This window comes from Demequina aurantiaca, assembly GCF_000975135.1.
Classification (GTDB): Bacteria; Actinomycetota; Actinomycetes; order Actinomycetales; family Demequinaceae; genus Demequina; species Demequina aurantiaca.
On record NZ_BBRF01000003.1, the window covers coordinates 129,131 to 154,346 of the forward strand.

The following is a 25,216-nucleotide window of genomic DNA, read 5'->3' on the forward strand; positions in this document are numbered from 1 at the left end:
TCGGCAAACTGCGTTCAAATCTTGATTGTTCGGTCATGTGAACATCCCCGTGTAGGCGTTCCACAGAGACTGGCCCCAGGCCACTCCTATGGCGGCTCCCACGATCATCCATGGCCCAAAGGGGATTCCACCCTTGCGCTTGACCCGACCGGTGGCCAGCAAGATGACGCCCACCACCCCGCCGACAAGGAATGCGGCAAAGCTGCCTACCACCAGCGGACCCCAGCCCAACCACCCCAGCGCAATGCCCAGGACGCCGGCGAGCTTCACGTCGCCGAACCCCATTCCTCCCGGGTAGAGAATTGCGGCCAGGAAGTAGAAGGCAAAGAGCGACGCTCCACCGATGGCGGCTCTCGCAAGTGGCCACCAGTCCCCCGTGACTGCCGACTGGGCGATAAGGAGCACCGCCAGCACGACATAGGCAGGAAGCACGATCACGTTGGGCAGCCGATGCACGTCCAGGTCGATGGCCGTCAGCGCCACACCAATCGCGGCAAGGTACGCGAAGGCCACGAACTCGAGTCCTAGCCCAAACTGCCACAGCACCAACACAAACAGCACGCCCGTGAGGAGTTCGATCAGCGGATAACGGGCAGAGATTCTGGCCTTGCAGTCGCGGCACTTGCCACCCAGAATCAGCCACGACAGCACCGGAATGTTGTCCCGGCTGCGAATCTGGTGACCACACGACGGGCACGCACTGGGGGGAAAGCGAATCGACTCGTCGCGCGGGACGCGCCACACCACCACGTTGAGAAACGAGCCCACGACCAGGCCGAGCAAGGCGACCAGAACGTACGTTCCCCACCATTGCCCTACCTCCGCGAGAACATCGCCGGTCATCCGGCGTCCGTGCCGGGTACCTCGGCAAAGTCACCGAGCGAGGCACCGACGGGGTTCTCTGGCACGTTCCACTTTTGGTTGTCCGAGCCGTCGCATGTCACGACGACGATGGACGTCCACTGTGGCTCATAGGCGGTCTTGGGTCCGTCGGCGGACAAGCACTTGCCGTTGTTGTCGCGGAATGTGTAGGCCAGGTCCTCGTCGTTCGAGAAACCGGTACGAATCCATTCGGTATTGCCTGACGAGCAGTCCTTGTTGCCGCTGCCGTTCACGAAGCGGGGGAAGAGCGCCGATGCATTGCCGCCGGGCGGGTCCGGTCGCGCCTGGGTGCGGTACGTGGCGGTGGTGTTCAGACAGTACGTGTTGCCGGCGCTCGGGATCACCGTAATCTTGGTCGTCACCGATTCAGTGCCGAGAGGCGGCTCGTCGTAGTACCACTTGTGGTTCCAGAGGAACCCTCCGTTGCCGGCCGGGTCCTGCTTGCAGGGGTAGGCGATCATGAAGTTCGCGTTGATGTTCGCGCGCGTCACGTCCAGGCAGCGACCGTAGAGGTTGAAGTTTACGACCTGCTTGGTGTCGTACGAGGCGTTTCCCTTGCCGACCGCGGGCAGCGGGGTTAGCGAACGGAATCCGGACGAGGTAGAGACGGAAAGCCGGTCGCCGTTGTCGACGTTGCTGTCCTCGTTGACAATGAAGCTGTTGATCTGCGAGGTGTTGGCTGCGTTCTGGCCCTTCCAGGTGTAGTCACCGGTCCACGCCCATCGCTGTCCGAGCGGGTCCTGGGCCGTTGTGGTGCACGGCTGCAAGGTGACAGGATTGCCACCGCCACCACTGGAGGCGCGACCTGTAATACACAGCGGGATCTTGCCGTCCAGAGATGTAGCGCTGAGGTGCAGCATGTAGTCGTCTGCCCAGGTCCACGAGTTGAGTTCGCTCTGGTCCTGGCAGTAGGTGGAGGTCGCTGGGCGGTAACGGATGTTCGAACCGGCCGCTGCCGCCGTCGCCACCAGGCAGAACGCACTATCCGTGTCGAGGATCATGCCGCCGCTGATGCGCTTGGTAGTGAGCTGGAACGTGTAGGCCGACTCCACGATGCGGTCGGCGCGCCCTACCTGAGACGTCGATGTGGCATCAAACCCCTCGGAGGTGATCATCGCGTACTTGGGGACGGACCGCACTCCCCCGTTGATACCGGTTCCGGTGTAGCAGGTCAACGCGTTGCTGTTTCGCCAGGTGACATCCTCGTCAACGGGGTCGGTGAGGAAGTACTGGACCTTGGCCTCGTAGCTGGTCTCGCCTCCGGTGCCATCAACCGTGCCGTTGACCTTGCAAGGGAGCTTGTGAATGTCACCGGCGGGTGCACCGGTGCCGTCCGGGGACGTGGCGTTGCGCAACTGGGAGGCCGCGGCATCGATCCCTGCCTGCGCGGCGGAGAGCGTGCGGCTGTTCTTCTCCGCGTGGAGCGTGGGGTTCACTTGTGACGTCACGACGGCAAGCACGATAATGGCGAGCACGGTCATCACCATCATGAGCATCATGACGGAAAGCATGGCGAAGCCCTCGTCGTGACGGATCCGCTTCATGCGTGCATTGGCGAGCGCGCGGCTCATCGCGGTCATAGCAGTGGTTCTCGTGGTCAACTGTTTCATGGCCTCTGCGCCCCTCCTACCAGGCACACCTGGGTTCCGCTTGGGTCGTTCGACACCGATTCGGCCGAGGAGTTCCTCGCGACCATATACACGTCCAACTGGCTACCCGCATCGACCTTGTTGTTGCTCAATCCCGCGTCCAGGTAGACATCGAGGCCCTGCCGGAGGAACACCTTGGAACCCGTGGGACCCGCACGGTGCAAGGCAAACGGCTGCTCGTCGGCTTTTGTGAGATCGTTCTGCAGGTCGGTGACGAACGTGGACCAGCCGGTGAGGTCTGCGTCGGTGCCGGGCGTCCAGGTGCGGCGCTGCAACTCGTTGCTCGCCGTGACGTAGCGCCATTGCACGCAGAGTTCCTCGCCGTGGATGGCCGTGGCGGGCACCTGGTACTCCACGTAGATGTTGCCGCCGGACGTACCGGGCGCATTGATCGCGTCCGCGTACCGAAGCTCCTTGTCCATGCTCTGGAACGTCTTTCGCAACTGCGACGCCGTGTCCCCCACTACCTGGGCGCTGACGGCCTGGTTGGACATGGAGACTGTCGCGGCCAGTGAAACCACGAGCACCATGGTGAAGATGCCCATGGCCACAATCAGCTCGACAACCGACACGCCGCTGTCGTCTCCCCGTGTCGTCTCATTGCGAAGTGCAAGCGTTCGACTCACCACGCGCCTCATCAGTTGACCCTCACCGTCACGGTGGCTGTCGACGAAGTCAGAACGGGGCTACCGGACGTCGTCTCCAGCTTGTAAGTGAAGCGGCAGAAACCTGAGCGGTTTTGATTCGACGTGCTCAGTTCAATCGAACCGCCGTTCGCCACCGGGTTCCGCAACGAGTTGCAACTACCACTGATCGTCGTGATTCCGCTCAGGGACGTCACTCGGACGCCGGTCGTGGGGCTGCCCAATTCAGAAGGAGTCAACGTCCTGCTGTCGTTTCGCCCAATGGTGGTGCTTGCACCACTCGCCACCGGCGCTGTGGGTGCTGGGGGTGGCTCCGTGATTTCAATCGTCATGATGCCGGTGTTCACACTATCGTTGCCCCCCGCGGACACCACGGAGTACTCGAGCTCGTATGGACCCAGATCACCCGGTTGGGTGAGGAACTCGAGGATCTCTCCAGTTCCAAGCGCACCCGTGTCATTGCCGGTGCCGTCAAGGCGCACCAGCAGGTCGTCGTCGACGGCGGGGCCGTCGGCACGGTGGATCGTGATGGTGGTGTCTGGGGTGTTCCCCGTGAGGTCCTGCCAGTCAATGGGGTTCCACGTGTCCGTTGAGGTTGCTTCCAGATCAACTGTCACGTCTGGTACGAACAAGGGCACCGCACGCGTCGTCACGGTGACAGATCCGGCCTCTGCACTCGGGAATCGCAGTCCACCGGGGGCGGTCGTGTCGTCCACCAGGTAGTAGTAGAACGTCGTCGAGACGCCATCAGTCGCGGGTGCCGCGAACTGAACATCGCCGCCCGAGGTCGTGATGCCGTTGTTGCTGAGATTGATTGCGTCCTGATTCCGGGCTGCCGTTGTCGCCGCGCTCACGTCCTCGGTACTGAACATGTCAACATTGCGGTCCCACACCGGCACGACGGAGGTGAAGCGAGTACTGGAAATGTTGTCGACGCCAAGGTCGTTGGCGAGCATTTCCGGGTTGAGTGTTACCGAGGTCCCGGGCTCCACGAAGATGGTGTCAGCCGTGGCGACGGGAAGGATGTGCACCTGGACGGTGGCGGGATCAGCGGAAATCTCACCGGACGAGCCCTGCACCTTGTACGTAAAGCTCACGGTGCCCGACTTGGTGGTGTCGCCGGGTGGGGTGAAGAACACGCTGTTGATGCTCGACCCACTACCGACGCTCACCGAGCCAAATGCCGGGGTCGTAGAGCCGAGGCTCACGATGGGGCTGACGCTGCCCGAGGCGTTGTACTCAACGGAGTCGTTCAGCACCACCGCAAAGGGAGTCGCGGGTGAGCCCGCGGAAATACTCACCTCGTCGTCGTAGGCAAAGGGCTTGACGGCGGTGTTCCAGGTCGCGTCCTCGCTTGGGTCAATCAGCGAGCTCATGCGATAGCTGTTCTCACCGGCCGATGCAGCACCCTCGTCCCAGCGCACGACTACCCTCGCGCGGTACATCTCCACATAGTCGGTCGATGACGGGCCGCCGGGGTTGGTGGCAGTACAGTTCTGGTCGACCACGGAGGCAGAGCGTTGGCGATAGCACTTGCCTATCAACGTGTCGATCGTAAACTCTTGGTTGTCCACGGTCTGCGTGGTGCGCACCGGGACCCACTGCTTGTCCGGGGTCAGCCCACCCTCGGGGTCCCAGGCAATGGTCATGTCGGCGGTGTCCGACGGCTCGAGGGCGGTCGCATCATTCCAGACTGCCTTGACGGCTGTCTCGGACCGGCCCTTGATGACACCGCTCGTGCCTACCGCGTTCACCGGACCGCCGGAGACGGAGCGCGCGACGTCCATCGCGCCACTCGCGAGGCTGACGGCGGCCTGATTGCGCTGCAAGTGCGCGGTGGTCTTGACGCCGTGGATAAACAGTGCGAGGGCACCCATCGCGATGAGGCCCAGGAGGAAGAGCGCCCAAATGACCTCGACGAGCGTGAACCCGGAGTCGGCGCCGGAGGTCGACTCGGTAGCGTCGCTACTTGCTTGCGTGGTGTCCACCGTTCTCCCTCCAAGACTGGATCTTTGGGGCCGTGGCCCCGTGAAACTGATTTGGTGATTCTGCGTTGTCGGTGTGGTGGAAGAGGACCTATGTCCTCTTCCACCACACCAAAAACGTTAAGTTAGCTACGAACCGCACATCTAGAACGTAGCCAACAACGGTCCTTAAGAACCTTCGGGGCTTAGGCCACCATTTGCGCTGTCGTATGTAAACGTAAGGCCAGTGCCATCGTCCGGGTTCGTTCCGGTCACGACAAAGGAATCAGTGTTGTTCGTGTAGGTGTAGTCATTACCATCGTTTGACATCGTCACATCTACACCGTCGATGTCCATCGGCTGCGTGGTCAGGTCCACATCGGCCTCGGCGGGGTACGCCTGGTTGTCGACGTAGGAGCTCTCTAGTTCCGTGGCGATGGTGCGCAAGTCGGACTTGATGCCGGTGTCGACGGCCTTCTTGCGCTGGTTGAGGAACACTGGGATGGCGATGGCGGCGAGAATGCCGATGATGATGATGACGACGAGGAGCTCGATAAGGGTAAAGCCCTTTTCTCCCTCTTCCTTTGCTGCCAAGTGCTTCTGAATGCGAGCGATCATGCTCATATCCTTTCGTTTACTGAATCTAGGGGTTGAGATGCCATCAGACTCATATGAACCCTGATGACGGTGGTGCAGGCTCCCATCCATGTAGATGGAGAACCTTCTCTACTTGCGTAGAAATCTATGGAGTTGTGTCATGCGGAACAGAAGCCGCTAGGAAATCTGGTCGTAGATCGAGAACATGGGCAAGTACATCGTGATGACCATGCCACCCACGATGATGCCGACGAACAGGATCATGATGGGCTCAATCAGGCTGGTGAGCTGCTCGGTGGTGGACTCGATTTCCTGGTCGTAGAAGTCCGCGATCTTGGACAGCATCGTGTCCAGCGCGCCGGTATCCTCACCCACGGCCATCATCTGCGCGACCATGGGCGGAAATACCGCACTGTTCACCATCGGCGACGTCAGCGACTTGCCTCGACGCACCGACTCGGCGATGTCGTTAGTCGCCCGCTCGATCACGATATTGCCACTGGCCTCTCCCACAATGTCGAGCGCCTGCAGGATCGGCACGCCGGAGGCGAGCATGGCGCTGAGGTTGCGGGAGAAGCGCGCCAGCGCGATCTTCTTATTCAACGCGCCGAACACGGGCAGCTTGAGCTTGATGGGATCCAGGCGCTCACGCACCCAGCGGTCGTTCTTGTGGCTGCGCCACCAGAAGGCGAAGACCACAATCAGGATGATGATCGGGACAATCGCGATCTTCAGCCATCCCGACAGATTGATCATGAACTGTGTGGGCGCGGGAAGCGCCGCCCCCATGTCCTCGAACATCTTTGCGAACACCGGGATGATGAAGAGCAGCATGAAGACGGATGCCAGCACAGCGACTACGAGAACCACCACGGGGTACGCCATCGCGGACTTCACCTTGGCACGAAGCTTGACCTCGTCCTCGAACGTCTGAGCCAGGGACTCCAGGGTCTCATCCAGGAAGCCGCCCACCTCGCCGGCCTTCACCATATTGATCATGATGGGCGGGAACACCTTGGGATGCTTGGAGATGGCGCCGGAGAACGAGCGGCCGGTTTCCACGTCGCTGCGAACCTCGCCGAGGACCTTGGCCAAGGCCTTGTTGTCCGTCTGCTCCACCAGGATGGTGAGCGCGCGCAGCAGCGACAGACCCGCGCTGATCATCGTGGCCATCTGGCGCGACATGATCGCGACGTCCTTCAGCCCGATCTTCTCGCCCATACCGGGAATCTTGATCTCTTTATTGAGACCACTACCTCCAGCAGGAACCACGGACAAAGGCGTAAGTCCCCCGGCACGGAGCCGTGCACCGACGGCCTGCTCGGAGGGACCCTCGATGGTGCTCGTGATGGTCTTGCCGCTAATGTCGCGGGCGGTGTAGGTGAACTGCTTGGTTGCCATGGCTTAGTTACCGAACCTTCCCGCGAGACGGTTGAATTCCTCGGGCGAGTGGCAGGCCTCGATAGCGACGTCGTAGGGAACCTTGCCGGACTTGACGAGCTCCGCGAGGTGCTGGTCCATGGACTGCATGCCCTGGGCGGAACCGGCCTGCAACGCGGTGTAGATCTGGTGGGTCTTGCCCTCACGGATCAGGTTACGAATAGCCGGCGTCGCCATCATGACCTCGACGGCCACGGCGCGGCCGGGGCCGTCTCCACGACGCAGCAGGGTCTGGCAGACGACTCCCTGGATGGCGGTGGCCAGCTGGGTGCGGATCTGGCCCTGCTGGTCGCCCGGGAAGACGTCGATCATGCGGTCGATGGTCTGCGCGGCGTCCTGCGTGTGCAGCGTGGCGAACACCAAGTGACCGGTCTCGGCTGCGGTGAGCGCAACCTGGATGGTCTCGAGGTCGCGAAGCTCACCGATCAGGATGATGTCCGGGTCCTGGCGCAGCACGTGACGCAGGGCGTTGCCGAACGAGTGCGTGTCCGCGCCCACCTCGCGCTGGTTCACCAGCGAACGCTTGTGAGTGTGGAGGAACTCGATGGGGTCCTCGACGGTCATGATGTGCGAGGCACGCTGGCGGTTCGCGAGGTCAATCAGCGACGCGAGTGTGGTCGACTTACCCGAGCCGGTCGGGCCGGTTACCAGCACCAGACCGCGAGGCAGGTCCGCGAAGCGTCCTACCACCTCGGGGATACCGAGCGTCTCGAGCGGCTTGATCTCATACGGGATGAGGCGGAAGACCGCTCCCACGGCGTCGCGCTGCTTGTACATGTTGACGCGGAAGCGAGCCTCGCCGGGAATGGCACGCGAGAAGTCCAGCTCGAGCTTCTCCTCGAACCGCTCGCGCTGAGCCTGAGTGATCAGCGAGTAGAGCGAACGCTGCAGGCTCTCAGGGTTGAGCTTGCCGTAGTCAGCGAGGGGCGTGAGTTTGCCGTCGAGACGGATGACCGGAGGCGATCCTGCCGTCAGGTGAAGGTCGGAGGCACCAACGGCGGCCATCTGGCGCAACGCGTGGATGACGTCGAGGTCATCGGCGTGAGCGTCCTGCGCCGACCCCACCCGCTTGCCGGGCACTCCCGCGGTGGGCGGCGACTGACGCTGCGGTGCGGCCTGCTGAGCTGCGGGCGCGGACTGAGGCGCCGCCTGCTGAGGCGCCGCGGGAACCTGACCCGCTGGTCGAGCCTGAACGGGAGCCTGCATCGGCGGGCCGGAAGGCGTCTGTGACGCTGAAGGCACGTGCATGGGTGCACGGGGTGGCGTCTGCGAGATCGGCTGGCGCTGGACGGCCGGAGCGTGCTGAGCCAAGGGCTGGCCCTGCGGTGCGGGAGGCATCTGAGCCGGGGCCTGCATCGGCGGACGGGCGGGCACCTGAGCCGCCACCGGAACCGGCGGAGCGAGGGGTGCGGCGGGCGTCTGCGGTACGGGGGGTGCGACGGGGGCAGGCTGCGCAGCCATCGGCTCGAATGATTCCGGATTAAATGCGGTCATCGTACTTCTCCCCTGGTACTGGGCACGGTCGCCACCTGTATCGGCACGAACTGAACGTTCCTAAACATGCGCGCGATCACTTCGCCACCCGCAGCAGTTCCTCGACGGACGTGCTGCCTTCGAGCACCTTGACCCAGCCGTCGTGAAGCAACGTCTCCATGCCGCCTTCCATGGCCGCCGTAGCGATCTCGGCCGAGGACGCGTGAGCCACAGCAAGTCGTTCAATGTTCTCGTCGACCGTCATGATCTCGTGCAACGCGATGCGACCCCGGTACCCCGTGTTCGAGCAACGCGCGCAACCCTCGGGCTGGTTGATGGTGGGCGCCGGCTGCGACATGTCCCAGCCAAAGCGCTCACACTCGGCTTCGGTAGCCGTGTAGGGCGACATGCAGTGCTCGCACAGGCGACGCGCGAGTCGCTGAGCGACCACGCAGTCCACCGCGGAGCCCACCAGGAACGGCTCGATGCCCATCTCGATGAGGCGCGTGATGGCAGACGGAGCATCGTTCGTGTGAAGCGTGGACAGCACCAAGTGACCGGTAAGTGCGGCTTCGATGGCGATCTGCGCGGTCTCGTGGTCACGGATCTCACCGAGCAGCACCACGTCGGGGTCGGCGCGCAGGATGGATCGCAACGCGGCCGCGAAGGTCAGGCCGGCCTTGACGTTCACCTGCACCTGGTTGATGCCGGGAATGCGGTACTCGACCGGGTCCTCAACCGTGATGACGTTGATCTCCGGGCGGGACACCTGGTTGAGCGTCGCGTACAGCGTGGTCGACTTACCGGAACCCGTGGGGCCGGTGACCAGGATCATGCCGTAGGGCTTGGTGTACGTTTTGCGGTACGCCTCGTAGTTGCTCTCACGCAGGCCAAGGTCCGCAAGGTCCAGGGTCGCGGTGGAGTTGTCGAGAATACGCATGACGATCTTCTCGCCCCACACCGTGGGCAGCGACGCGACACGGAGGTCGATCTTGCGTCCCTGGTGACGAACCGACATACGGCCGTCCTGAGGCTTGCGGCGCTCGGCAATGTCGATGTCGCTCATGATCTTGACGCGGCTGATGATGCCGTTCTGTGAGGCCTTGGCCACGTGCTGCATCTCGTGGAGCACGCCGTCAATGCGGTAGCGCACGCGCATCTCGGTCTCGCCGGGTTCGATGTGAATATCCGAGGCGCGGTCCTGGATGGCCTGAGTGACCAGCAGGTCGACGAAGCGCACGAGCGGTGCGTCATCCTCAACTGCAGCGCCCAGGTCGACCTCTTCGACGTCCTGGTCCTCGCTGATCTCGCCCTGCAGGTTGGACAGTTCGTCGTCGGAGCGGCAGAAGCGGTCGATCGCAGTGAGCACGTCGTCGTACGCCGACACCACGGGGATGATCTCCATGCCGGTGATTTGGCGGACGTCGTCGAGTGCCACCACGTTGCCGGGGTTGGACATCGCGACCTTGAGCACATCGCCGTCGATCTGAATGGGAAGAATCGTGTGGCGCCGGCAGACGGTGTCGGGGATCTTGGCAACCGCGATGCGGTCCACGGGGAAGTCGCCGAGCTCGACGTACTCCATGCCCACCTGTGCTGCGAGGGCGCGCACCAACTGTGCCTCGGAGATCAGGCCGATCTCGACGAGGGTACGACCGAGCGACTGGCCGCGTTGCTGCTGCTCGCCAATCGCGTCCATCAACTGGTCTTCTGTAAGGACACCGTCCTCAAGCAGAATGGAACCAAGCTGCTTCACTAGCACTCCCTCAGCGCTGTGACGCCTCGCGCACACGGACGTATCCGTGTCTACAAACGTCACTGTCGTAACTAAATCTCAAACTTCATTGTCAAAGGTCTCAAGTGTTACTCGTGGCCCAAAGAATTCATCGGCACCCTTGTAAAGATTCCTTAGGATGCGCCCAAATCAAGACCACGTCAAGCGTGCCCCCTTTTGGGGGGTACGAATAGGAAACTACCACCCAAAATGCCTCGCAGGAACGCTGGTGTTACTAATTCAACACGGCGTTAAGTGCCTGTAACATTTGGCCGATGGGGGCTTCCTTGCCCGTCATCAAACGCACCTGCTCTCCGGCCTGGTGGGCGAGCATCCGCTCTCCGCCAACGCGTACTCCGCCGAGTTCCGCCCACCGCGCGCCTAGCGGCGTCACGAGCGGGTGGTAGATCACGTCAAGCAAGACGGCAGACGATGCCACGGCGGCTATCCGTCCGGCCAACGTCTCCCCAGCATCGGCTGGGATGGTGGACACCGCCACCTCGGCATCGGCTAGAAAGTCCTGTGCCGTGTCGAGGTTCACGAAACGCGGCGCGACGCCCATCTTGGTGGCTGCACGCATCAGTCCGCCGGCCCTGGCTCGGTCTCGCACGGCGACGACAGGCGCGGTGACGCCGATTTGGCCGAGCGCCGCCATCGCCGATGTTGCGGTCGCTCCCCCGCCGACGATCACGCCGTGGGTGGCCCGGGTGAGGCCGCCCTCGCGCAGCGCGGCGACGATGCCGTACACGTCCGTGTTGGCGCCCACCAGGTGGCGGCCCGCTCCCGTGGTCTGGATCAGCACCGTGTTGACTGCACCCACGAGCTTGGCCATGGGCTCCACGAAGTCCATGTGGCGCACGGCCTCGACCTTGAGCGGCATGGTCAGGGACAGTCCCGCCCACTCGTCGCCCAGGGCGCCCACAAAGTCGTCGAACTGAGGCTCGGTGACGTCGTGCGAGTCGTAGAACCAATCAAGGCCCAGCGCCTCGTACGCCGCGTTGTGGAGCACCGGCGACAGCGAATGTGCAATCGGGTGGCCCAGGACCGCGGCGCGGCGAGTCGTCACTGTCTCCTGCTAGCGGGGTGACTAGTTCGCGTCGGGCTCGGGCGACGGGCTCGCAGATTCCTCGGCGTTCTCCTGGACCCACTTCTGCAGAATCTTGACGTTCTTCTGGTGCTCCTCGAAGGTCGTCGCGTAGGCGGTCTCGCCACTGTTCAGGTTGACCGTCACGAAGAACAGGTTGTCCGAGGGCTCGGGGTTGACTGCTGCAGCAATGGACGCCGCACCGGGACCGGCGATCGGACCCGGAGGAAGGCCGGTGAACTTGTACGTGTTGTACGGAGAGTCGGAGTCGCGCTCCTCGTCGGACGTAAACACACCCTTGGTGGGCGACACGTACTTCACGGTGGAGTCGAACTCGAGCTTCATGTCCTTGTCGAGGCGGTTGTACACCACCTCGGCAATCTTGGGACGGTCCTCGTCGAGCTTGGCCTCGCGCTCCACGAGGGAGGCGACGGTCAAAATCCGCTCGCGATCCTCAGGGGCAACGCCCTGGTTGTCGAGCTCCTGAATGGTGGTCTGGACCATCTTGGACAACACATCAGTAGGAGTGACACCCGGATTGAACTCATAGGTCGAGGGGAACAACCAACCCTCGAGGTTGCCTTCGGCCTCCTCAGGGAGACCAATCGCGGTGGTGTTCTTGGCCGCTTCCTCAACGTCCGCCTTGGAGTACTCGGTCAGCGCGGCGATCTTCTCGTAGTACGCCTCAACGCGCAGGCCCTCCGGCACCGTGATGGTGCGCAGGTCGCGGTTGTCGGGGTCGAGCAGGCTCTGAAGTGCGAAGGACGCCTTCATCTCCTTGTGCATGAAGTAGTAGCCGGGGACGATTCCCGAGGATGCGGAGTCGGTGTTCCACTCACGCACAAATGCCTGTGGGGAGGCCACCACGCCGGCGTCAAAGAGCGCCTGAGCCATGTCCGTTCCGGTGTCACCCGGGTTGATGACCACCTGGACTACACCCTGACCCGCGCCGTCGTAGTCGGCGATCTCGGTGCTCTCAGCGGGGCTCAGCGTCTGCGCGAAGTTCCACGCGATGTTCGCACCAATAGCGAAGATTACCAGCCCAAATGCGGAAGCGATGAGGGTCCACTTGCGACGCGTGGCACGACGCTGCTTGCGTTGCAAGCGGCGCATGTCCAGCGACGTAGTAGTCGTGGATTCGGCTTCAAACAGGTCAGTCACTTATTTCCCCTCGGGCGGAACTTCACTGGTTACCATACCCAGTTTTCCGTTTTTTTCGGTGTCTAATGCGCTCTCAAGGATCACCACGGCGGCCGCCTGGTCGATGACCTGGCGCTGCTTCTTGGAGTTCCTGCCGGCACTTCGCATCGCTGCCGATGCGGTTGCCGTGGAGAATCGCTCGTCTATCAAACGAACCGGCGCCGGGGTTAGTTCCGCGAGCTCCGCGGCAAAGACCCTGGCATCCGCGGCACTTGAACCCTCTTCACCGGAAAGCTTGCGGGGCAATCCGACAAACACGTGGACGGTCTCGCGTTCCGCGATGAGAGCCGCTACCTCCGCGGCTGCCGTGGGAGTGCGTTGCACCGTGCCGACGGGGAACGCCATGCGGCCCTCAGGGTCGCTTGAGGCAACCCCGACACGCACGGTGCCCACGTCTATGGCCCAGCGCGCCCCGCGAGGGAGGTTCTCCCCCGCGGTCGCACCGTCCGTCGTCGACTCAGTCATACACGCCCCGGGCTAGCGGGTGCGCACCGCCTCGGTCACGGCGGTGAGAGCGTCGCCAATCTTGCTGGCATCCTGGCCGCCTCCCTGCGCGAGGTCGGGCTTGCCGCCACCGCCACCACCCAGGACCGCCGATGCCGTCTTGACCAGGTTTCCGGCCTTCAGTCCGGCGTCGCGCGCCGCCTCGTTGGTCGCGATCATGATCTGCGGACGGCCGTCGATGTCCGCGGCGACAGCCACGACAGCGGGGTCGCCTTCGCCGAGGCGAGCACGCACGTCGGTCACGATGGTGCGGAGGTCGTCAGCATCGGCCGCGTTGACGGACTGGTGCGCGATGACGCGCACTCCCCCGGCATCCTGCGCGGAGTCCACCAACGTCGCCGCCACCTGCTGCATCGCCTGCTGGCGGTAGCCGGTGAGCTGCTTCTCGGCCTCGGCCACGCGCTCGAGCAGCTTCTCGACACGAGACTTGAGCTCGTTCGGCTGCACCTTGAGCGTGGTGGTGAGTTCGCTCACCAGCGCCCGTTCTGCGGCGAGCTTCTGGAAGGCCTCGAGGCCAACGAACGCCTCGACGCGTCGCGAGCCGGAGCCCACGGAGGACTCCGACGTGACCGCCACGAGGCCCACCTGACTCGAGTGCTCCACGTGCGTTCCACCACAGAGCTCACGGGACCATTCGCCGCCGATCTCGACCACGCGTACTTCCTGGTCGTACGTCTCGCCGAACAGGGCGACGGCGCCCCACTTCTTCGCCTCGGGCAACGTCATGTACTGCGCGCTGACGCCCAGGTCCGAGCGGATGGCACGGTTGGTGACTTCCTCGATCTCGCTACGGGTCTCCGCGCTGAGCGCCGAGGGCCAGCTGAAGTCCAGGCGCAGGTAACCGGGCTTGTTGTACGAGCCCGACTGCAGCGCCTGCGGTCCAAGAACCTCGCGCAGTGCGGCGTGGACAAGGTGCGTTCCCGAGTGCGCCTGACGTGCGCCTGTGCGCCACTCCTGGTCCACCTGGGCCGAGACCTCGTCACCGACGGCGATCTCCCCCTCGGTGACGTTGACGGTGTGGACCACAAGTCCCTTGATGGGGCGCTGGACGTCGAGGACGTCCAAGGTGCCGCCCTGGGACTGGATCACCCCAGCATCGGCTTCCTGTCCTCCGGACTCCGCGTAGAACGGGGTCTGAGGAAGAACGACCTCAACCGTGTCGCCAGCGACCGCCACCGGCACGGTCTTGCCGTCCTTAAGGATCGCCTGGATCTGGGTGGCGGTCACGAGCTCGTCGTAACCCTTGAACTCGGTTCCGCGCTCGTCCTTGATGCCGTGGTAGACGGCCGTGTCAGCGTGGCCGCCCTTCTTCGCCTTGGAGTCCGCGCGGGCGCGCTCCTTCTGCTCCTGCATGAGCTCACGGAACTTCGCCTCGTCCACCTGTACGCCCTGCTCGGACGCCATCTCGAGGGTGATGTCGATGGGGAAGCCATAGGTATCGTGCAGTGCGAACGCGTCCTTACCGGACAGGACCGTGCCGCCAGCCTTCTTGGTGTCCGCCACCGCGGTGTCGAAGATGGTGGTGCCGGACACGAGGGTGCGACGGAACGCGTCCTCCTCGTTGTAGGCGACCGCCTCGATGCGCGGGAACTCGGCGTCGAGGTGCGGGTAGGACAGCTTCATGGCGTCGTAAGAGACGGGCAGGAGGTCGGGCAGCGCATGGCCGTCCACGCCCATGAGGCGCATGGCGCGCACCGTGCGGCGGAGCAGGCGGCGAAGAACATAGCCGCGACCCTCGTTGCCAGGCTTGATGCCGTCATCGATGAGCATGAGGGACGAGCGGACGTGGTCGGCGACAATCCGCATGCGGATGTCGTTCTCCTCGCTCGATCCGTACGCGATGCCCGTCATTTCCTCGGCCTTCTGGATGACCGGGAAGACCTCGTCGATCTCGTACATGTTGTTGACGCCCTGCGTGAGGTACGCGATGCGCTCAAGACCAGCACCAGTGTCGATGCACTTCTTGTCGAGTTCGTGAATGAGCTCGTAGTCCTTGGGGTGGCCGCTGGTGGGCGTCGCTCCGCGCAGGTACTGGTCGAACACCAGGTTCCACAGCTCGAGGTAGCGGTCGCCGCCGGGGTCCACCGTGCCGCCCTCGGCTTCCGGGCCAAACTCGGGGCCGCGGTCGTAGTGCCACTCGGCGCAGGGGCCGGCGGGGCCGGGCTGGCCGGTGTCCCAGAAGTTCTCAAAGCGCGTGAGCTTGACGATGTGCTCTGCGGGAACGCCGATATTGCGCAGCGCCGAGTGCGCCTCCTGGTCGCCGTCCCAGGTGGTGACCCACAGGCGCTCGGGGTCGAGGCCAAACTTGCCGTCGTCCTCGGAACCCGTCAGCAGGTCCCACGCGTAGTCGATCGCACCTTCCTTGAAGTAGTCACCGAAGGAGAAGTTGCCCATCATCTGGAAGAACGTGCCGTGACGAGTGGTCTTGCCGACCTCCTCGATGTCCTTGGTGCGGATGCACTTCTGGACCGACGCGATGCGCGGGTACTGCGACTCTTCCGTGCCGATGATGTACGGAATGAAGGGGACCATGCCGGCGACGGTAAACAGCAGGCTGGGATCCGGGGAGACCAGCGACGTGCTGGGCGCGATGTGATGGTCCTTGCTGGCGTAGTAATCGACCCAACGCTGGCGGATATCGGCAGTGCGCATCTTGGTGGTTCTCCTCGGGGGTTAAACAACGATACGCACTGCCCAGGGACAGTGCGTATCGAGGTGTGACAGTCGCTCCTGGGCTGGTGAACAGCCTAGTTGTTCTGTCGCTATATGTAGTTCTAATGGTGCGAGTTACGCGTGTTTCTTAACGTGCGTAGAACTCAACGACCAGCTGCACTTCGCAGGTCACGGGGACCTCGGCGCGCTTGGGGCGACGCGACAGCTTGGAGGAGAGCTTCTCGAGCGAGACGTCCAGGTAATCCGGGACCTCGGGAAGCACATCGCGGTGCGCGCCAGCGGCGGCAGCCATGTAGGGCTCCATCGTGACGGCCTTGGGCTTGACCTGAATGGTCTGGCCGGGCTTCACTCGGAAGGACGGGCGGTCGACGATCTGGCCATCAACCATGATGTGGCGGTGCAGAACCGACTGGCGTGCCTGCAGGATGGTGCGGGCGAAGCCCGAGCGCAGGACGAGCGCGTCAAGACGCATCTCGAGCAGCTCGACGAATGCCTCACCAGTCAGACCGTTTTCCTTGCGAGCTTCCTCGAAGACACGGGTCATCTGCTTCTCGCGCAGGCCGTACTGGGCGCGCAAACGCTGCTTCTCACGAAGACGAACGGCGTAGTCGCTTTCCTTACGACGAGCGGTGCGGCCGTGCTCACCCGGGGGGTAAGGGCGCTTCTCGAAGTGCTTGACGGCCTTGGGGGTCAGGGCGATGCCCAGGGCGCGTGACAGGCGTACCTGTCGGCGCGCGCGCTGTACTGAAGTCAAAATTAATCCTTAAGAGTGATGAACGCGCTGTCTGAGTCGTGGTGACGCAGGCGTGTTCGTTTGCCATACATATATGTGAGTTTTCGCGGGGACAGCAGCCAACCGCCCGCGAGGGCTTCGTCAATGGTAGCAAACTCTGGGCTTCAGCGGCTTCAACGCCACACCCCCCCTCACCCTCCACCTCAGCACCCTCCACCTATTGGTCCGATTGCGCACGGATCCGGAGGTACTCGCGCGCTATTGGTCCGTATTGGCACTGTGCTCGTGGGCGCGACCGGAGTCGCTTTCGGCGCCGCCGGTTCAGATTAGACCAACAACAAGCACACCCGAGTCCATACGTGCCGAATCGAACCAATAGGCAGCGCACGTGCCGAAAGCCACTACGTGTCTCTACCGAGCATGCTGCGGATGATGTCGCGACTCTAGGAAATTCTGCTCCTCAGCCAAGCTAGAAGCGGGCAAGCAACTCTACCTTTTTCGCCGCAAACTCTTCATCAGTAAGAACGCCAGCGTCGCGCAGCGATGCGAGTTTAGTGAGTTGCTCAGCAACATCCGATTGCCCGTTCGCGGGCGCAGTTGGAGCTCCATCATTTGCACGTGGAGGAATTCTGTCCTTGATGATCCCCGAGATAAGTGAGAAGGCCTGTTCCGACACCGTCGGGTTTTGTGTCTGGCGAGCGACTTCCTCGGTCGCAACCTTAATAGGCTCTGCGGGAACAGCGCGTAGTCCCTCGAGTACTAGCTCAAGGTGCTTGAACATGTTGTCGGGGAGCTTAATCAGCGACTTCTTGGCGTCGGTCCAGTCAATGCGAACGATATGCGATGGACCCATTGAGTCCATTGACGCACCAACAGCGGCCGATGCAGCCTTGCCAAACGTACCGGGGAGAACCGCGCCCGCAACCGCTGTGCCGACTGCGCGCATGGCATTCTTTTGATTCTCTGGGGCAACTTCGTCCCACTCCGCCACGTTTTCGGGGCCCAACTTGCGCCACTTCAGTCCTGTCTGCACGACGACCTTCCCGCCTTTCGAAGCCGTCACCGTACTGTTCAGGAAGTCGCCACCGACTACGCGTCCGTAATTCGCCATGGCGACACTCTACTGCTGCTTTTCGGCAGCGCCAGCAGTGGGCCTATTTGTCTCGCCCCAGCATCGTCCGAATGATGTTGAGCCGCTCTGCCACGGCCCGCTCGTAGCCATGATCCGTGGGCCGGTAGTAGCGCTCCCCCGCCAGCGACTCGGGGAGATACGTCTGATTGGCCACGCCGTGGTCGGCATCGTGTGAGTACGTGTAGCCCTTGCCGTGGCCTACCCGCTCGGCACCCGCGTAGTGTGCGTCACGCAAGTGGTCGGGGACAACTCCCGCCCTGCCAGCACGGACGTCCGCGATCGCCGCATCGATGGCGTTGTACGAACGGTTGGACTTAGGTGCGAGGGCCAAATAGGTAGTTGCCTCGGCGAGGGGAATCCTGCCCTCGGGCATGCCAATGAAGCTCACCGCATCGGCTGCCGCCTGGGCAATGACCAGTCCCTGCGGGTCCGCCATGCCGATGTCCTCGGCCGCCAGGACGACGAGACGGCGTGCAATAAAGCGCGGATCCTCCCCCGCGACGACCATGCGCGCCAGGTAGTGCAAGGCAGCGTCAACGTCGGAGCCCCGGACTGATTTGATGAACGCACTGATGACGTCGTAATGCTGGTCGCCCGATTTGTCGTAGGCGACGAGCGCGGTGTCCATGGTGCGCTCGGTGATCTCAGCAGTGATGACCTTGTCCGCGCGAGCCGCGGCGTCAGCAACTGCTTCCAGAAGCGTGAGCGCCTTGCGGGCATCGGCGCCGGCGACGCGGACGATGTGTGCGCGCGCCTCGTCCTCGATGGTGATCTTGCCGTCGAGCCCACGTTCATCCTCGAGGGCCCGAGTGATGAGGTCGTCGATGTCGGAGCCCGCGAGGGGTTGGAGCACCAGAAGAAGGCTGCGGCTGAGGAGCGGTCCAACCACGGAGAAGCTGGGGTTCTCGGTAGTCGCTCCGACGAGCGTAATCCAGCGATTCTCCACCGCCGGCAGCAGCGAGTCCTGCTGACTGCGGGTGAAGCGATGAATCTCGTCGATAAACATGACAGTCTCGCGCTCGCCTGTCGCGATGCGGCGCTTGCTGTCCTCGATCACTGCGCGAACGTCCTTGACGCCCGCCGTCACTGCCGAGAGTTCCACAAAGCGGCGCTTGCCTGCGACGAGATACGCGAGGGTGGTCTTGCCGGTGCCGGGCGGACCCCAGAGAATGACGGAGGTAGCCGGGGCGTCGTCGCCGATGAGGCGGACCAGCGGGCTGTTTTCGTTTAGTAGGTGCGCCTGGCCAACGACCTCGTTGAGTTCGCGCGGGCGCATGCGGACGGCAAGCGGCGCGTTGTCGCCGGGGGTTGGTACGCCACTGCCAGTGCGGTGCGCCGACTCGAACAGATCCATGGCTTCAGCCTATGCGCGGCGCGGGGGTGGTCGGTGCGAATCGCTTTATCCACACCCTCACCTTTCAGACTGCGCCAGTTGGTGGACTTCGCTATGGTCGTGGGCATGGATGTGAAGAACATGGCCAAGGCGCTTGCGACCGGCAGCGCGATTGCCGTGTTTGCCCTAGGGATCGCTGGGTGTGGCGGGTCCGACCCGATCACCACCTACACGCCGACTCCCACTGCGGTCACGTCGCCTAGTGAGAGCGGCTCGCCATCCGCATCCGCCAGCCCCTCAGCCTCTCCGACAGCCGATGCTGCGGGCCTCACCGACGAAGAATTGCTCGAGATCTTGCCCGAGAACGCGGAACGATCAGACCTTCAAGGTGCTGTCGTCACCGCCGAGTTCTTCATTCAAGAGTTTCCGAAGATGTTCGCGACCGGTGACACCGCAGTCTGGGATGCGCTGTCATTGCCTGGTTGCGACTTCTGCGAGAGCGGCCGTGCCAACGCGCTTCGCTATAGCGACGACGGCTGGATCGTGACGGGTGGGGAAGTCACTCATGCCCCAGAGATTACTGAAGCGAATCTACAAGACGACGGCTCGGTGGTAGTCCTCTACCCAGCTATTGAGGCAGAGATACTTGCGACCGCGCCCGGAGAACCGGAGCGGAGCGTCAAGCCCAAAAGCTACCTCAACTACTACATACTTTTGAAGTCCGACGGGCTCATCTGGCGAGTAATCGACGTAGATGTCGAAGAGGCGTGAGATGCGTCTCAAATTCGCCGCCATTTTGTTCGGAGCGTTGGTTGCCATCATGGGGCTGTTTTCAACCTCTGCCAACGCTCAATATGACGAGAACGGATTTGGCGCTCAGGCCCAAACACAGGAGCATTCATACGCTGTCGGCGCGTTCCGTAACGGAAAGAAACATCCATTTCGCTCTACGGAATTTGCTTCCACCGGCACTGCCGATGCTCCCTTGAAGGAGTATCTGAGGTTCCCTGCCTGCAACCGGCCAAACTATGACCCGAACGTCTCTCCCCGGTGCGAAGGCGACGTTGCAATTGCGCAACCGTGTCCGGATGGAACGCTCGCCCAAGAACCGCTCTTCTCGCGAACTCAACAAGCAGATGGCACCTGGTCCCGTTGGCAGATGCTGTCCTGGTACGTCTGCGCCGACAACACCGACGCCCTACTCGCAGCGATCCAGCACGAGTGGGCGACGCTCACCCCCACACCTACGGACGCGAAGTTGCAGCCGGACACCGCGTGGGTCTACGCAAACGTCCCCACCATCGCCCTCGCCGACGACACCCCCGTAGTCCACAACGCCAACCTCCTGGGCGAGAACGTCCAGATCCGGGCAACGCCGTCGAACTTCACCTGGTCCTGGGGCGATGGCGAAACCACCGTCACCGACGACCCTGGTTCGCCCTACCCCAACCCCACGCTGACTCACACCTACGCACACCACAAGGGCGAGGTCATGGTGACACTCGGCACAAGTTGGAACGGCCAGTACCGCATCGGCAACGGCCAATGGGTCGACTTCGGTACGGCGATCACTAGCGAGTCACCACCGATCACCATCGAGGTGCGCACCCCTCATTCGCAATTGGTGGCCTGCGACCTCAACGGCGACTGCCGCTAGCGAGTCGCAGATAACCGCCACCTGCGACCCACCACCTGCAAGCGACTACCTGGTGCGCTTGCGCTTCTCGCGGACGCGCACCGACACCTGAATGGGCGTGCCCTCAAAGCCGAATGTCTCGCGAAGGCGACGCTCGATGAACCGACGGTACTGCGGGTCCAGAAAGCCACTGGTGAAGATGACAAAGCGAGGCGGACGCGTGGAGGCCTGCGTCGCGAACAGAATCTTGGGCTGCTTGCCCGACCGCACCGGGTGAGGGTGCTCGGCAACCAGTTCACCAAGGAAGGAGTTCAGCTTGCCAGTCGAGATCCGCTGATCCCAGCTCGACAGCGCAAGGTCAAGCGATGGAACGAGCCGGTTGGTGTGCCAGCCGGTCAATGCCGAGAGGTTCACGCGCGGTGCCCAGGACAACTGCACCAGGTCCTTCTCGATCGAGCGCTCCAACAGGAACCGCTCGTCCTCTCCGACCAGGTCCCACTTGTTGAACACCAGCACCAACGCACGGCCGGCATCCACGACCTGGGTGATCACACGCAGGTCCTGATCGCTCAGCGGCTCAGAAGCATCCAACAACACCAGGGCCACCTCGGCACGCGAGATCGCGGCCCCGGTGCGCAGCGAGGCGTAGAAGTCCGCACCCTTGGACATGTGAACGCGGCGGCGGATACCGGCAGTGTCCACCAGCGTCCACTTGCGCTCACCAAACTCTACAATCTCGTCAACCGGGTCACGCGTGGTGCCAGCCAACTCGTTGACCACCACCCGCTCCTCGCCAGCGAGCTTGTTCAACAGCGAGCTCTTGCCAACGTTGGGACGGCCCACCAGCGCGACGCGACGGGGCGCATCGGGGTCGATGTCGACCTGCGGCATCTCCTGCGGTAGCGAGGCAACTGCGGCGTCGAGCAGATCTCCTGTTCCACGGCCGTGCAGCGCGGAGACTGGCCACGGCTCCCCGAGGCCGAGGTTCCACAGTGCGGCGGCCTCGAGTTCACCCTGCGGGCCATCCACCTTGTTGGCGCAAAGCACCACGGGCTTCTTGGCCGCGCGCAGCAACTTGACGACGTGCTCGTCGGTCGCGGTGGCTCCCACGGTCGCGTCCACCACAAAGATGATCGAGTCGGCCATATCGATGGCGACTTCGGCGTGCTGCGCGACGGTGAGGTCCAGGCCTGCGACCTTCGCCTCCCAGCCGCCGGTGTCCATCAGCATGAAGTCGGTGCCAGCCCATTCGGCGGGGTACGACACGCGGTCGCGAGTGACGCCCGGCATGTCCTCGACCACCGCAAGGCGCTTGCCGATGATGCGGTTGACCAGGGTCGACTTCCCCACGTTCGGCCGGCCGATGATCGCGATGGTCGGCAACTGAGCCTCGGTCTCGGCCTCAGCATCGGCGTCGAGCGTCGCAAAGTCCTCTTCAGAGAGGTCGTAGGCCTCGAGACCGGCACGCAGCGCGTGCTCGCGGATCTCGTCCATCGACTCCTCGGGGTCAGAGTCTCGCGGCGCCGGAACGGCGTCGTCTCCCCTGCCACCCACGGGCGCCGAACTCAGCCCGGAAAAGTACTCGTCATCGAACGCATCGCCTGCGTCAGGGTTGCCGCCCTGCTGGTCGTCGCTCATGCGTTCTCCTTTGGTGCGGAACTGCCACCACCCTGAGGGCGGCTCCGTTCCGGGGTATCGGTGGGAAGTTTAAGATCTGTGGTGGCAAGCGCTGCCGTGACCTGCCGGCGCAATGCCGCGGCCACCTCGCTCTCGGCCCAAGACTGCTTCGCGCGCCCCTTCAACTCCGGGGGCGCCTCCAACACAACGGGCTCGCCAAACTCCACGAGGATACGCCTTCTAGGGCGCGGCCACACATTCACGCTCTCGCCAGTGTGCCGGGTGCCGATCAATGCGGTGGGCACAATGGGTGCGCCGGACTGTAGCGCGAGCCATGCCGCACCGCCGTGAACCGAGTCCGCGGACCCAGCGCCACGCGTGCCCTCGGGGAACACGCCCACCACACCGCCGCGCCGCAACACAGCAAGCCCCTGCGCCAGGGCCGTGCGTCCGGCGCCCTCGACCTTGATCTGGCTCGCACCCTTGAGCAGCGGCCCAATGGGCCCCGTGAACATGTGGTCAGAGATGAGAAAGTGCGAGCCGCGAGGAATCACGCCGTGGATGACCGGGCCGTCAATGAAGCCCAGGTGATTGGCCACGACGATCGCCGCGCCCTCGGAGGGAACGTTGTCCTTGCCACGCACGGTGGTTGCCCACAGCCCGCGCGCGAGACCGCGTCCGACCCACCGCGACCAGCGGGGACCCCACTCACTGGGGGCATCCTTGCCGCTCACGACTGAACCTCGTGGGCTAGCGCGATAACGGCGTTCACCGCCTCATCGATGGTCAGATCCGTCGTATCCAGGGTGACCACACCATCGGCCGCGGTCTGGAAGTTCACCACGGTGGCATCCTTCTTGTCCCGTCCCAGCACTGCTTCGCGGACAGTCGCCACGTCGGCGCCCTCACCGGCCCGGCGCGCCACGCGCACCTCGTCGTCGGCGGTCATCAGGACGCGCAGCTCAGCATCGGGCGCGATCACGGTGGTGATGTCGCGACCCTCGGCGACGATGCCCTTGCCCCCGGAGAAACCGCCGGTGCGCTCCCCCGCGATCACCTCGCGCTGGAAGCGGCCAAGCGCAGCGCGCGCGTCAAGGTTGGTCGCTACGCGCGACACCGAGAGAGCGACCTCGTCCGTGCGGATCATCGCGGACACGTCCTCGCCCTCGAGCGTGAAGCGTGGATTGTTGGGGTCAAGAATCAGCTCGACGTTCATGGTCTCGATCATCGCGGTGACGTCCGAGTGGTTGTCGAAGCTCACGCCCTCGCGCATGCACCACACGGTCGCCACGCGGTACGTCGCACCGGTGTCGAAGTAGGCCAGACCTAGGCGGCGCGCCACCTCGCGCGAGACCGTCGATTTGCCGGTACCCGCGGGCCCGTCGATCGCGATGACAATTCCACTCATGACGCTGCAATCTCCCAGTTCTTGTCGCTCAAAATCTCAGTCAACTCCTTGGCCCGCGCGCTCACGACGTACAGCGTGGTCAGACCCACGGGCTGGCGCGGCGAGTGCTCGATCGCGATGTCCTCGACGTTGACACCCACAGCCTCGACGTCGCCCAGGAGCCGCAGCAGCTGCCCGGGCGTATCGGGCACGATGACCGTGACGGCGGTGTAGTCACGCTGAGCCCCGCCATGCTTGCCGGGGATGCGCGCAACCTCGATGCGTCCGCGCTCGATCAGGTCCGTGAGGGCCTCGCCGATGTCGTCCGCCTCCTTGACATCCTCGAGGTCGCCGATGATGTGGTCGAGTGTCGCCACGAGTGCGTGGTGGTTCATGCGCGCAATGTCCGCCCACATGCCCGACTCCGACGCGGCGATACGGGTGACGTCGCGCAGGCCCTGCCCGGCAAGCGCCACGTCCGCGGGACTCAGCGTGCCCAGCGCGGCAGCAACCGCCGACGCCGCCACTTGGGGCGCGTGCGACACTCGCGCAACCGCGGCATCGTGCGCCTCGGAGTCCATGACCACCACGTCGCACTGCAAGGCGGCGGGCAGCTGCTTCACCCGCGCGAGAGCCTCCTGGGTACTGCCGTTGGGGCAGATCACCCACGGCCGCGCCTTGAACAGGTCTCCCTGTGCGCCCAGTCCTCCAGAAACCTCGCGCCCCGCCATCGGGTGGGAACCGACGTACCGATCGCCGTGACCGGAATCGTGCGCGGCCTTAGCAATGGGCGCCTTAACGCTCGCCACATCCGTGACCGTGGCATCGGGCCAGTGTTCAAGCGCAAAACTCACGACGGCCGATGCTGCGGAGGGCGGCACGGCGACCACGACGAGTTCGGGATTCAAGTCAGTCGAGGGACGGCTACCAGCGCCGATGCTCTGGGCAAGGCGGGCGGCGTCCGCATCGTTGTCATCGATGGTCACTGACCAGCCCTCGGCGACCAGGCCGATGCCGATGCTCGCCCCAATCAGCCCCGCGCCGATGATGTGGGTCGAGGGGGTAACCGCCGGCTGAGGAATCGACATGACGCCTTACTGCGCGAGATCGCGGCGCAGTGCCACGGCATCGTGAAGGTAAATGTGCTGGACGTCATCGCGCGGCGTCTCGAGGTGAGCGTGCATCATCACGCGGACAACCAGGGGCAACGCACCCGGCACGGCCATCTCCTGCGCGCACATCAGCGGTACGGCGCCCAGGTCGATCGCGCGGGCAGCGGCGGCCGGAAAGTCGCTAACAATGTCCGGGGTGCAGGTGAAGAAGACCGAGATCAGGGCGTCGGTGTCGAGAGAGTTGGCCTCGAGCATCGCCAGCACCAGTTCCTGGGTGCGCTCGTGCAGATGGTCGCGTTCATCTGCGGTCAGCGTGGTGGCGCCGCGAATAGCCCGGATTGTCATGGGCCTATCGTATCGGGCACGTGCCGACAGTTCGCAC

Annotated in this window: 22 protein-coding genes; 2 read left to right on the forward strand and 20 right to left on the reverse strand. The window is 63.6% G+C overall.

The features are described from left to right. Positions 1 to 33 precede the first annotated feature (33 nt). From AOP73_RS10950 to AOP73_RS11020, 15 genes are all read right to left on the reverse strand, one after another. A complete protein-coding gene (locus AOP73_RS10950; RefSeq protein ID WP_061965913.1) occupies positions 34 to 843 on the reverse strand; it encodes a prepilin peptidase in 810 nt (269 codons plus the stop codon). Then, positions 840 to 2,462, reverse strand: coding sequence for an RICIN domain-containing protein (locus tag AOP73_RS10955; RefSeq protein WP_061965915.1), 1,623 nt, complete (start codon positions 2,460 to 2,462; stop codon positions 840 to 842). Before AOP73_RS10955 ends, AOP73_RS10950 begins: the two co-directional genes overlap by 4 nt. Positions 2,463 to 2,488: 26 nt before the next feature. Beyond that, complete coding sequence (locus tag AOP73_RS10960) at positions 2,489 to 3,157, reverse strand: PulJ/GspJ family protein (RefSeq protein WP_152650660.1); 669 nt, start codon at positions 3,155 to 3,157, stop codon at positions 2,489 to 2,491. An 11-nt stretch (positions 3,158 to 3,168) separates the two neighbouring features. After that, positions 3,169 to 5,163, reverse strand: a complete 1,995-nt coding sequence (locus tag AOP73_RS10965; RefSeq protein ID WP_061965919.1) for a type IV pilus modification PilV family protein — start codon at positions 5,161 to 5,163, stop codon at positions 3,169 to 3,171. 165 nt (positions 5,164 to 5,328) lie between these two features. Then, positions 5,329 to 5,757, reverse strand: a complete 429-nt coding sequence (locus tag AOP73_RS12250; RefSeq protein ID WP_084626835.1) for a prepilin-type N-terminal cleavage/methylation domain-containing protein — start codon at positions 5,755 to 5,757, stop codon at positions 5,329 to 5,331. 156 nt (positions 5,758 to 5,913) lie between these two features. Next, complete coding sequence (locus AOP73_RS10975) at positions 5,914 to 7,137, reverse strand: type II secretion system F family protein (protein WP_061965921.1); 1,224 nt, start codon at positions 7,135 to 7,137, stop codon at positions 5,914 to 5,916. A 3-nt stretch (positions 7,138 to 7,140) separates the two neighbouring features. Further along, positions 7,141 to 8,670 carry a type IV pilus twitching motility protein PilT gene (locus AOP73_RS10980; RefSeq protein WP_236683591.1) on the reverse strand — a complete coding sequence of 510 codons (1,530 nt, stop codon included), beginning with the start codon at positions 8,668 to 8,670 and terminating at the stop codon, positions 7,141 to 7,143. A 76-nt stretch (positions 8,671 to 8,746) separates the two neighbouring features. Next, the gene (locus AOP73_RS10985) at positions 8,747 to 10,405 is read right to left on the reverse strand and encodes a GspE/PulE family protein (RefSeq protein WP_061965923.1); all 1,659 of its coding nucleotides are present in this window, start codon (positions 10,403 to 10,405) and stop codon (positions 8,747 to 8,749) included. A gap of 253 nt (positions 10,406 to 10,658) precedes the next feature. Next, on the reverse strand, positions 10,659 to 11,489 hold the full coding sequence (locus AOP73_RS10990) for a shikimate dehydrogenase (RefSeq protein WP_061965925.1): 831 nt from the start codon (positions 11,487 to 11,489) through the stop codon (positions 10,659 to 10,661). A gap of 21 nt (positions 11,490 to 11,510) precedes the next feature. After that, the gene (gene mltG / locus AOP73_RS10995; protein ID WP_061965927.1) at positions 11,511 to 12,668 is read right to left on the reverse strand and encodes an endolytic transglycosylase MltG; all 1,158 of its coding nucleotides are present in this window, start codon (positions 12,666 to 12,668) and stop codon (positions 11,511 to 11,513) included. Beyond that, positions 12,669 to 13,172, reverse strand: a complete 504-nt coding sequence (gene ruvX, locus AOP73_RS11000) for a Holliday junction resolvase RuvX (protein WP_061965929.1) — start codon at positions 13,170 to 13,172, stop codon at positions 12,669 to 12,671. Positions 13,173 to 13,184: 12 nt separating this feature from the next. After that, positions 13,185 to 15,863, reverse strand: a complete 2,679-nt coding sequence (gene alaS, locus AOP73_RS11005; protein WP_061965931.1) for an alanine--tRNA ligase — start codon at positions 15,861 to 15,863, stop codon at positions 13,185 to 13,187. A 148-nt stretch (positions 15,864 to 16,011) separates the two neighbouring features. Further along, positions 16,012 to 16,638 carry a 30S ribosomal protein S4 gene (rpsD, locus tag AOP73_RS11010; RefSeq protein WP_061965933.1) on the reverse strand — a complete coding sequence of 209 codons (627 nt, stop codon included), beginning with the start codon at positions 16,636 to 16,638 and terminating at the stop codon, positions 16,012 to 16,014. Between the two features lie 448 nt (positions 16,639 to 17,086). After that, positions 17,087 to 17,728: an SHOCT domain-containing protein gene (locus tag AOP73_RS12230; protein WP_061965935.1), complete on the reverse strand. Its 642-nt coding sequence runs from the start codon at positions 17,726 to 17,728 to the stop codon at positions 17,087 to 17,089. Positions 17,729 to 17,771: 43 nt separating this feature from the next. Then, on the reverse strand, positions 17,772 to 19,103 hold the full coding sequence (locus tag AOP73_RS11020; RefSeq protein ID WP_061965937.1) for a replication-associated recombination protein A: 1,332 nt from the start codon (positions 19,101 to 19,103) through the stop codon (positions 17,772 to 17,774). A gap of 81 nt (positions 19,104 to 19,184) precedes the next feature. Between AOP73_RS11020 and AOP73_RS11025 the strand changes: the two genes are divergently transcribed. Beyond that, entirely contained in the window at positions 19,185 to 19,853 is a 669-nt protein-coding gene (locus AOP73_RS11025) for a DUF6318 family protein (RefSeq protein ID WP_236683597.1), read from the forward strand. Positions 19,854 to 20,241: 388 nt separating this feature from the next. Further along, a complete protein-coding gene (locus AOP73_RS11940) occupies positions 20,242 to 20,739 on the forward strand; it encodes a hypothetical protein (RefSeq protein ID WP_152650662.1) in 498 nt (165 codons plus the stop codon). Positions 20,740 to 20,784: 45 nt separating this feature from the next. Here the strand turns inward: AOP73_RS11940 and der are convergent, their stop codons facing one another. From der to aroH, 5 genes are read right to left on the reverse strand one after another with little or no spacing between them, the layout of a single operon-like run. Beyond that, a complete protein-coding gene (gene der / locus AOP73_RS11035; protein ID WP_084626836.1) occupies positions 20,785 to 22,356 on the reverse strand; it encodes a ribosome biogenesis GTPase Der in 1,572 nt (523 codons plus the stop codon). After that, on the reverse strand, positions 22,353 to 23,069 hold the full coding sequence (locus AOP73_RS11040) for a lysophospholipid acyltransferase family protein (RefSeq protein ID WP_061965943.1): 717 nt from the start codon (positions 23,067 to 23,069) through the stop codon (positions 22,353 to 22,355). Before AOP73_RS11040 ends, der begins: the two co-directional genes overlap by 4 nt. Further along, complete coding sequence (cmk, locus tag AOP73_RS11045; protein ID WP_061965944.1) at positions 23,066 to 23,743, reverse strand: (d)CMP kinase; 678 nt, start codon at positions 23,741 to 23,743, stop codon at positions 23,066 to 23,068. The genes AOP73_RS11040 and cmk overlap by 4 nt, the downstream gene beginning before the upstream one ends. Continuing rightward, positions 23,740 to 24,810 (reverse strand): prephenate dehydrogenase, encoded by a 1,071-nt coding sequence (locus AOP73_RS11050; RefSeq protein WP_061965946.1) that lies wholly within the window; start codon positions 24,808 to 24,810, stop codon positions 23,740 to 23,742. Before AOP73_RS11050 ends, cmk begins: the two co-directional genes overlap by 4 nt. A gap of 6 nt (positions 24,811 to 24,816) precedes the next feature. After that, the gene (gene aroH, locus AOP73_RS11055; protein ID WP_061965948.1) at positions 24,817 to 25,179 is read right to left on the reverse strand and encodes a chorismate mutase; all 363 of its coding nucleotides are present in this window, start codon (positions 25,177 to 25,179) and stop codon (positions 24,817 to 24,819) included. Positions 25,180 to 25,216 lie beyond the last annotated feature (37 nt).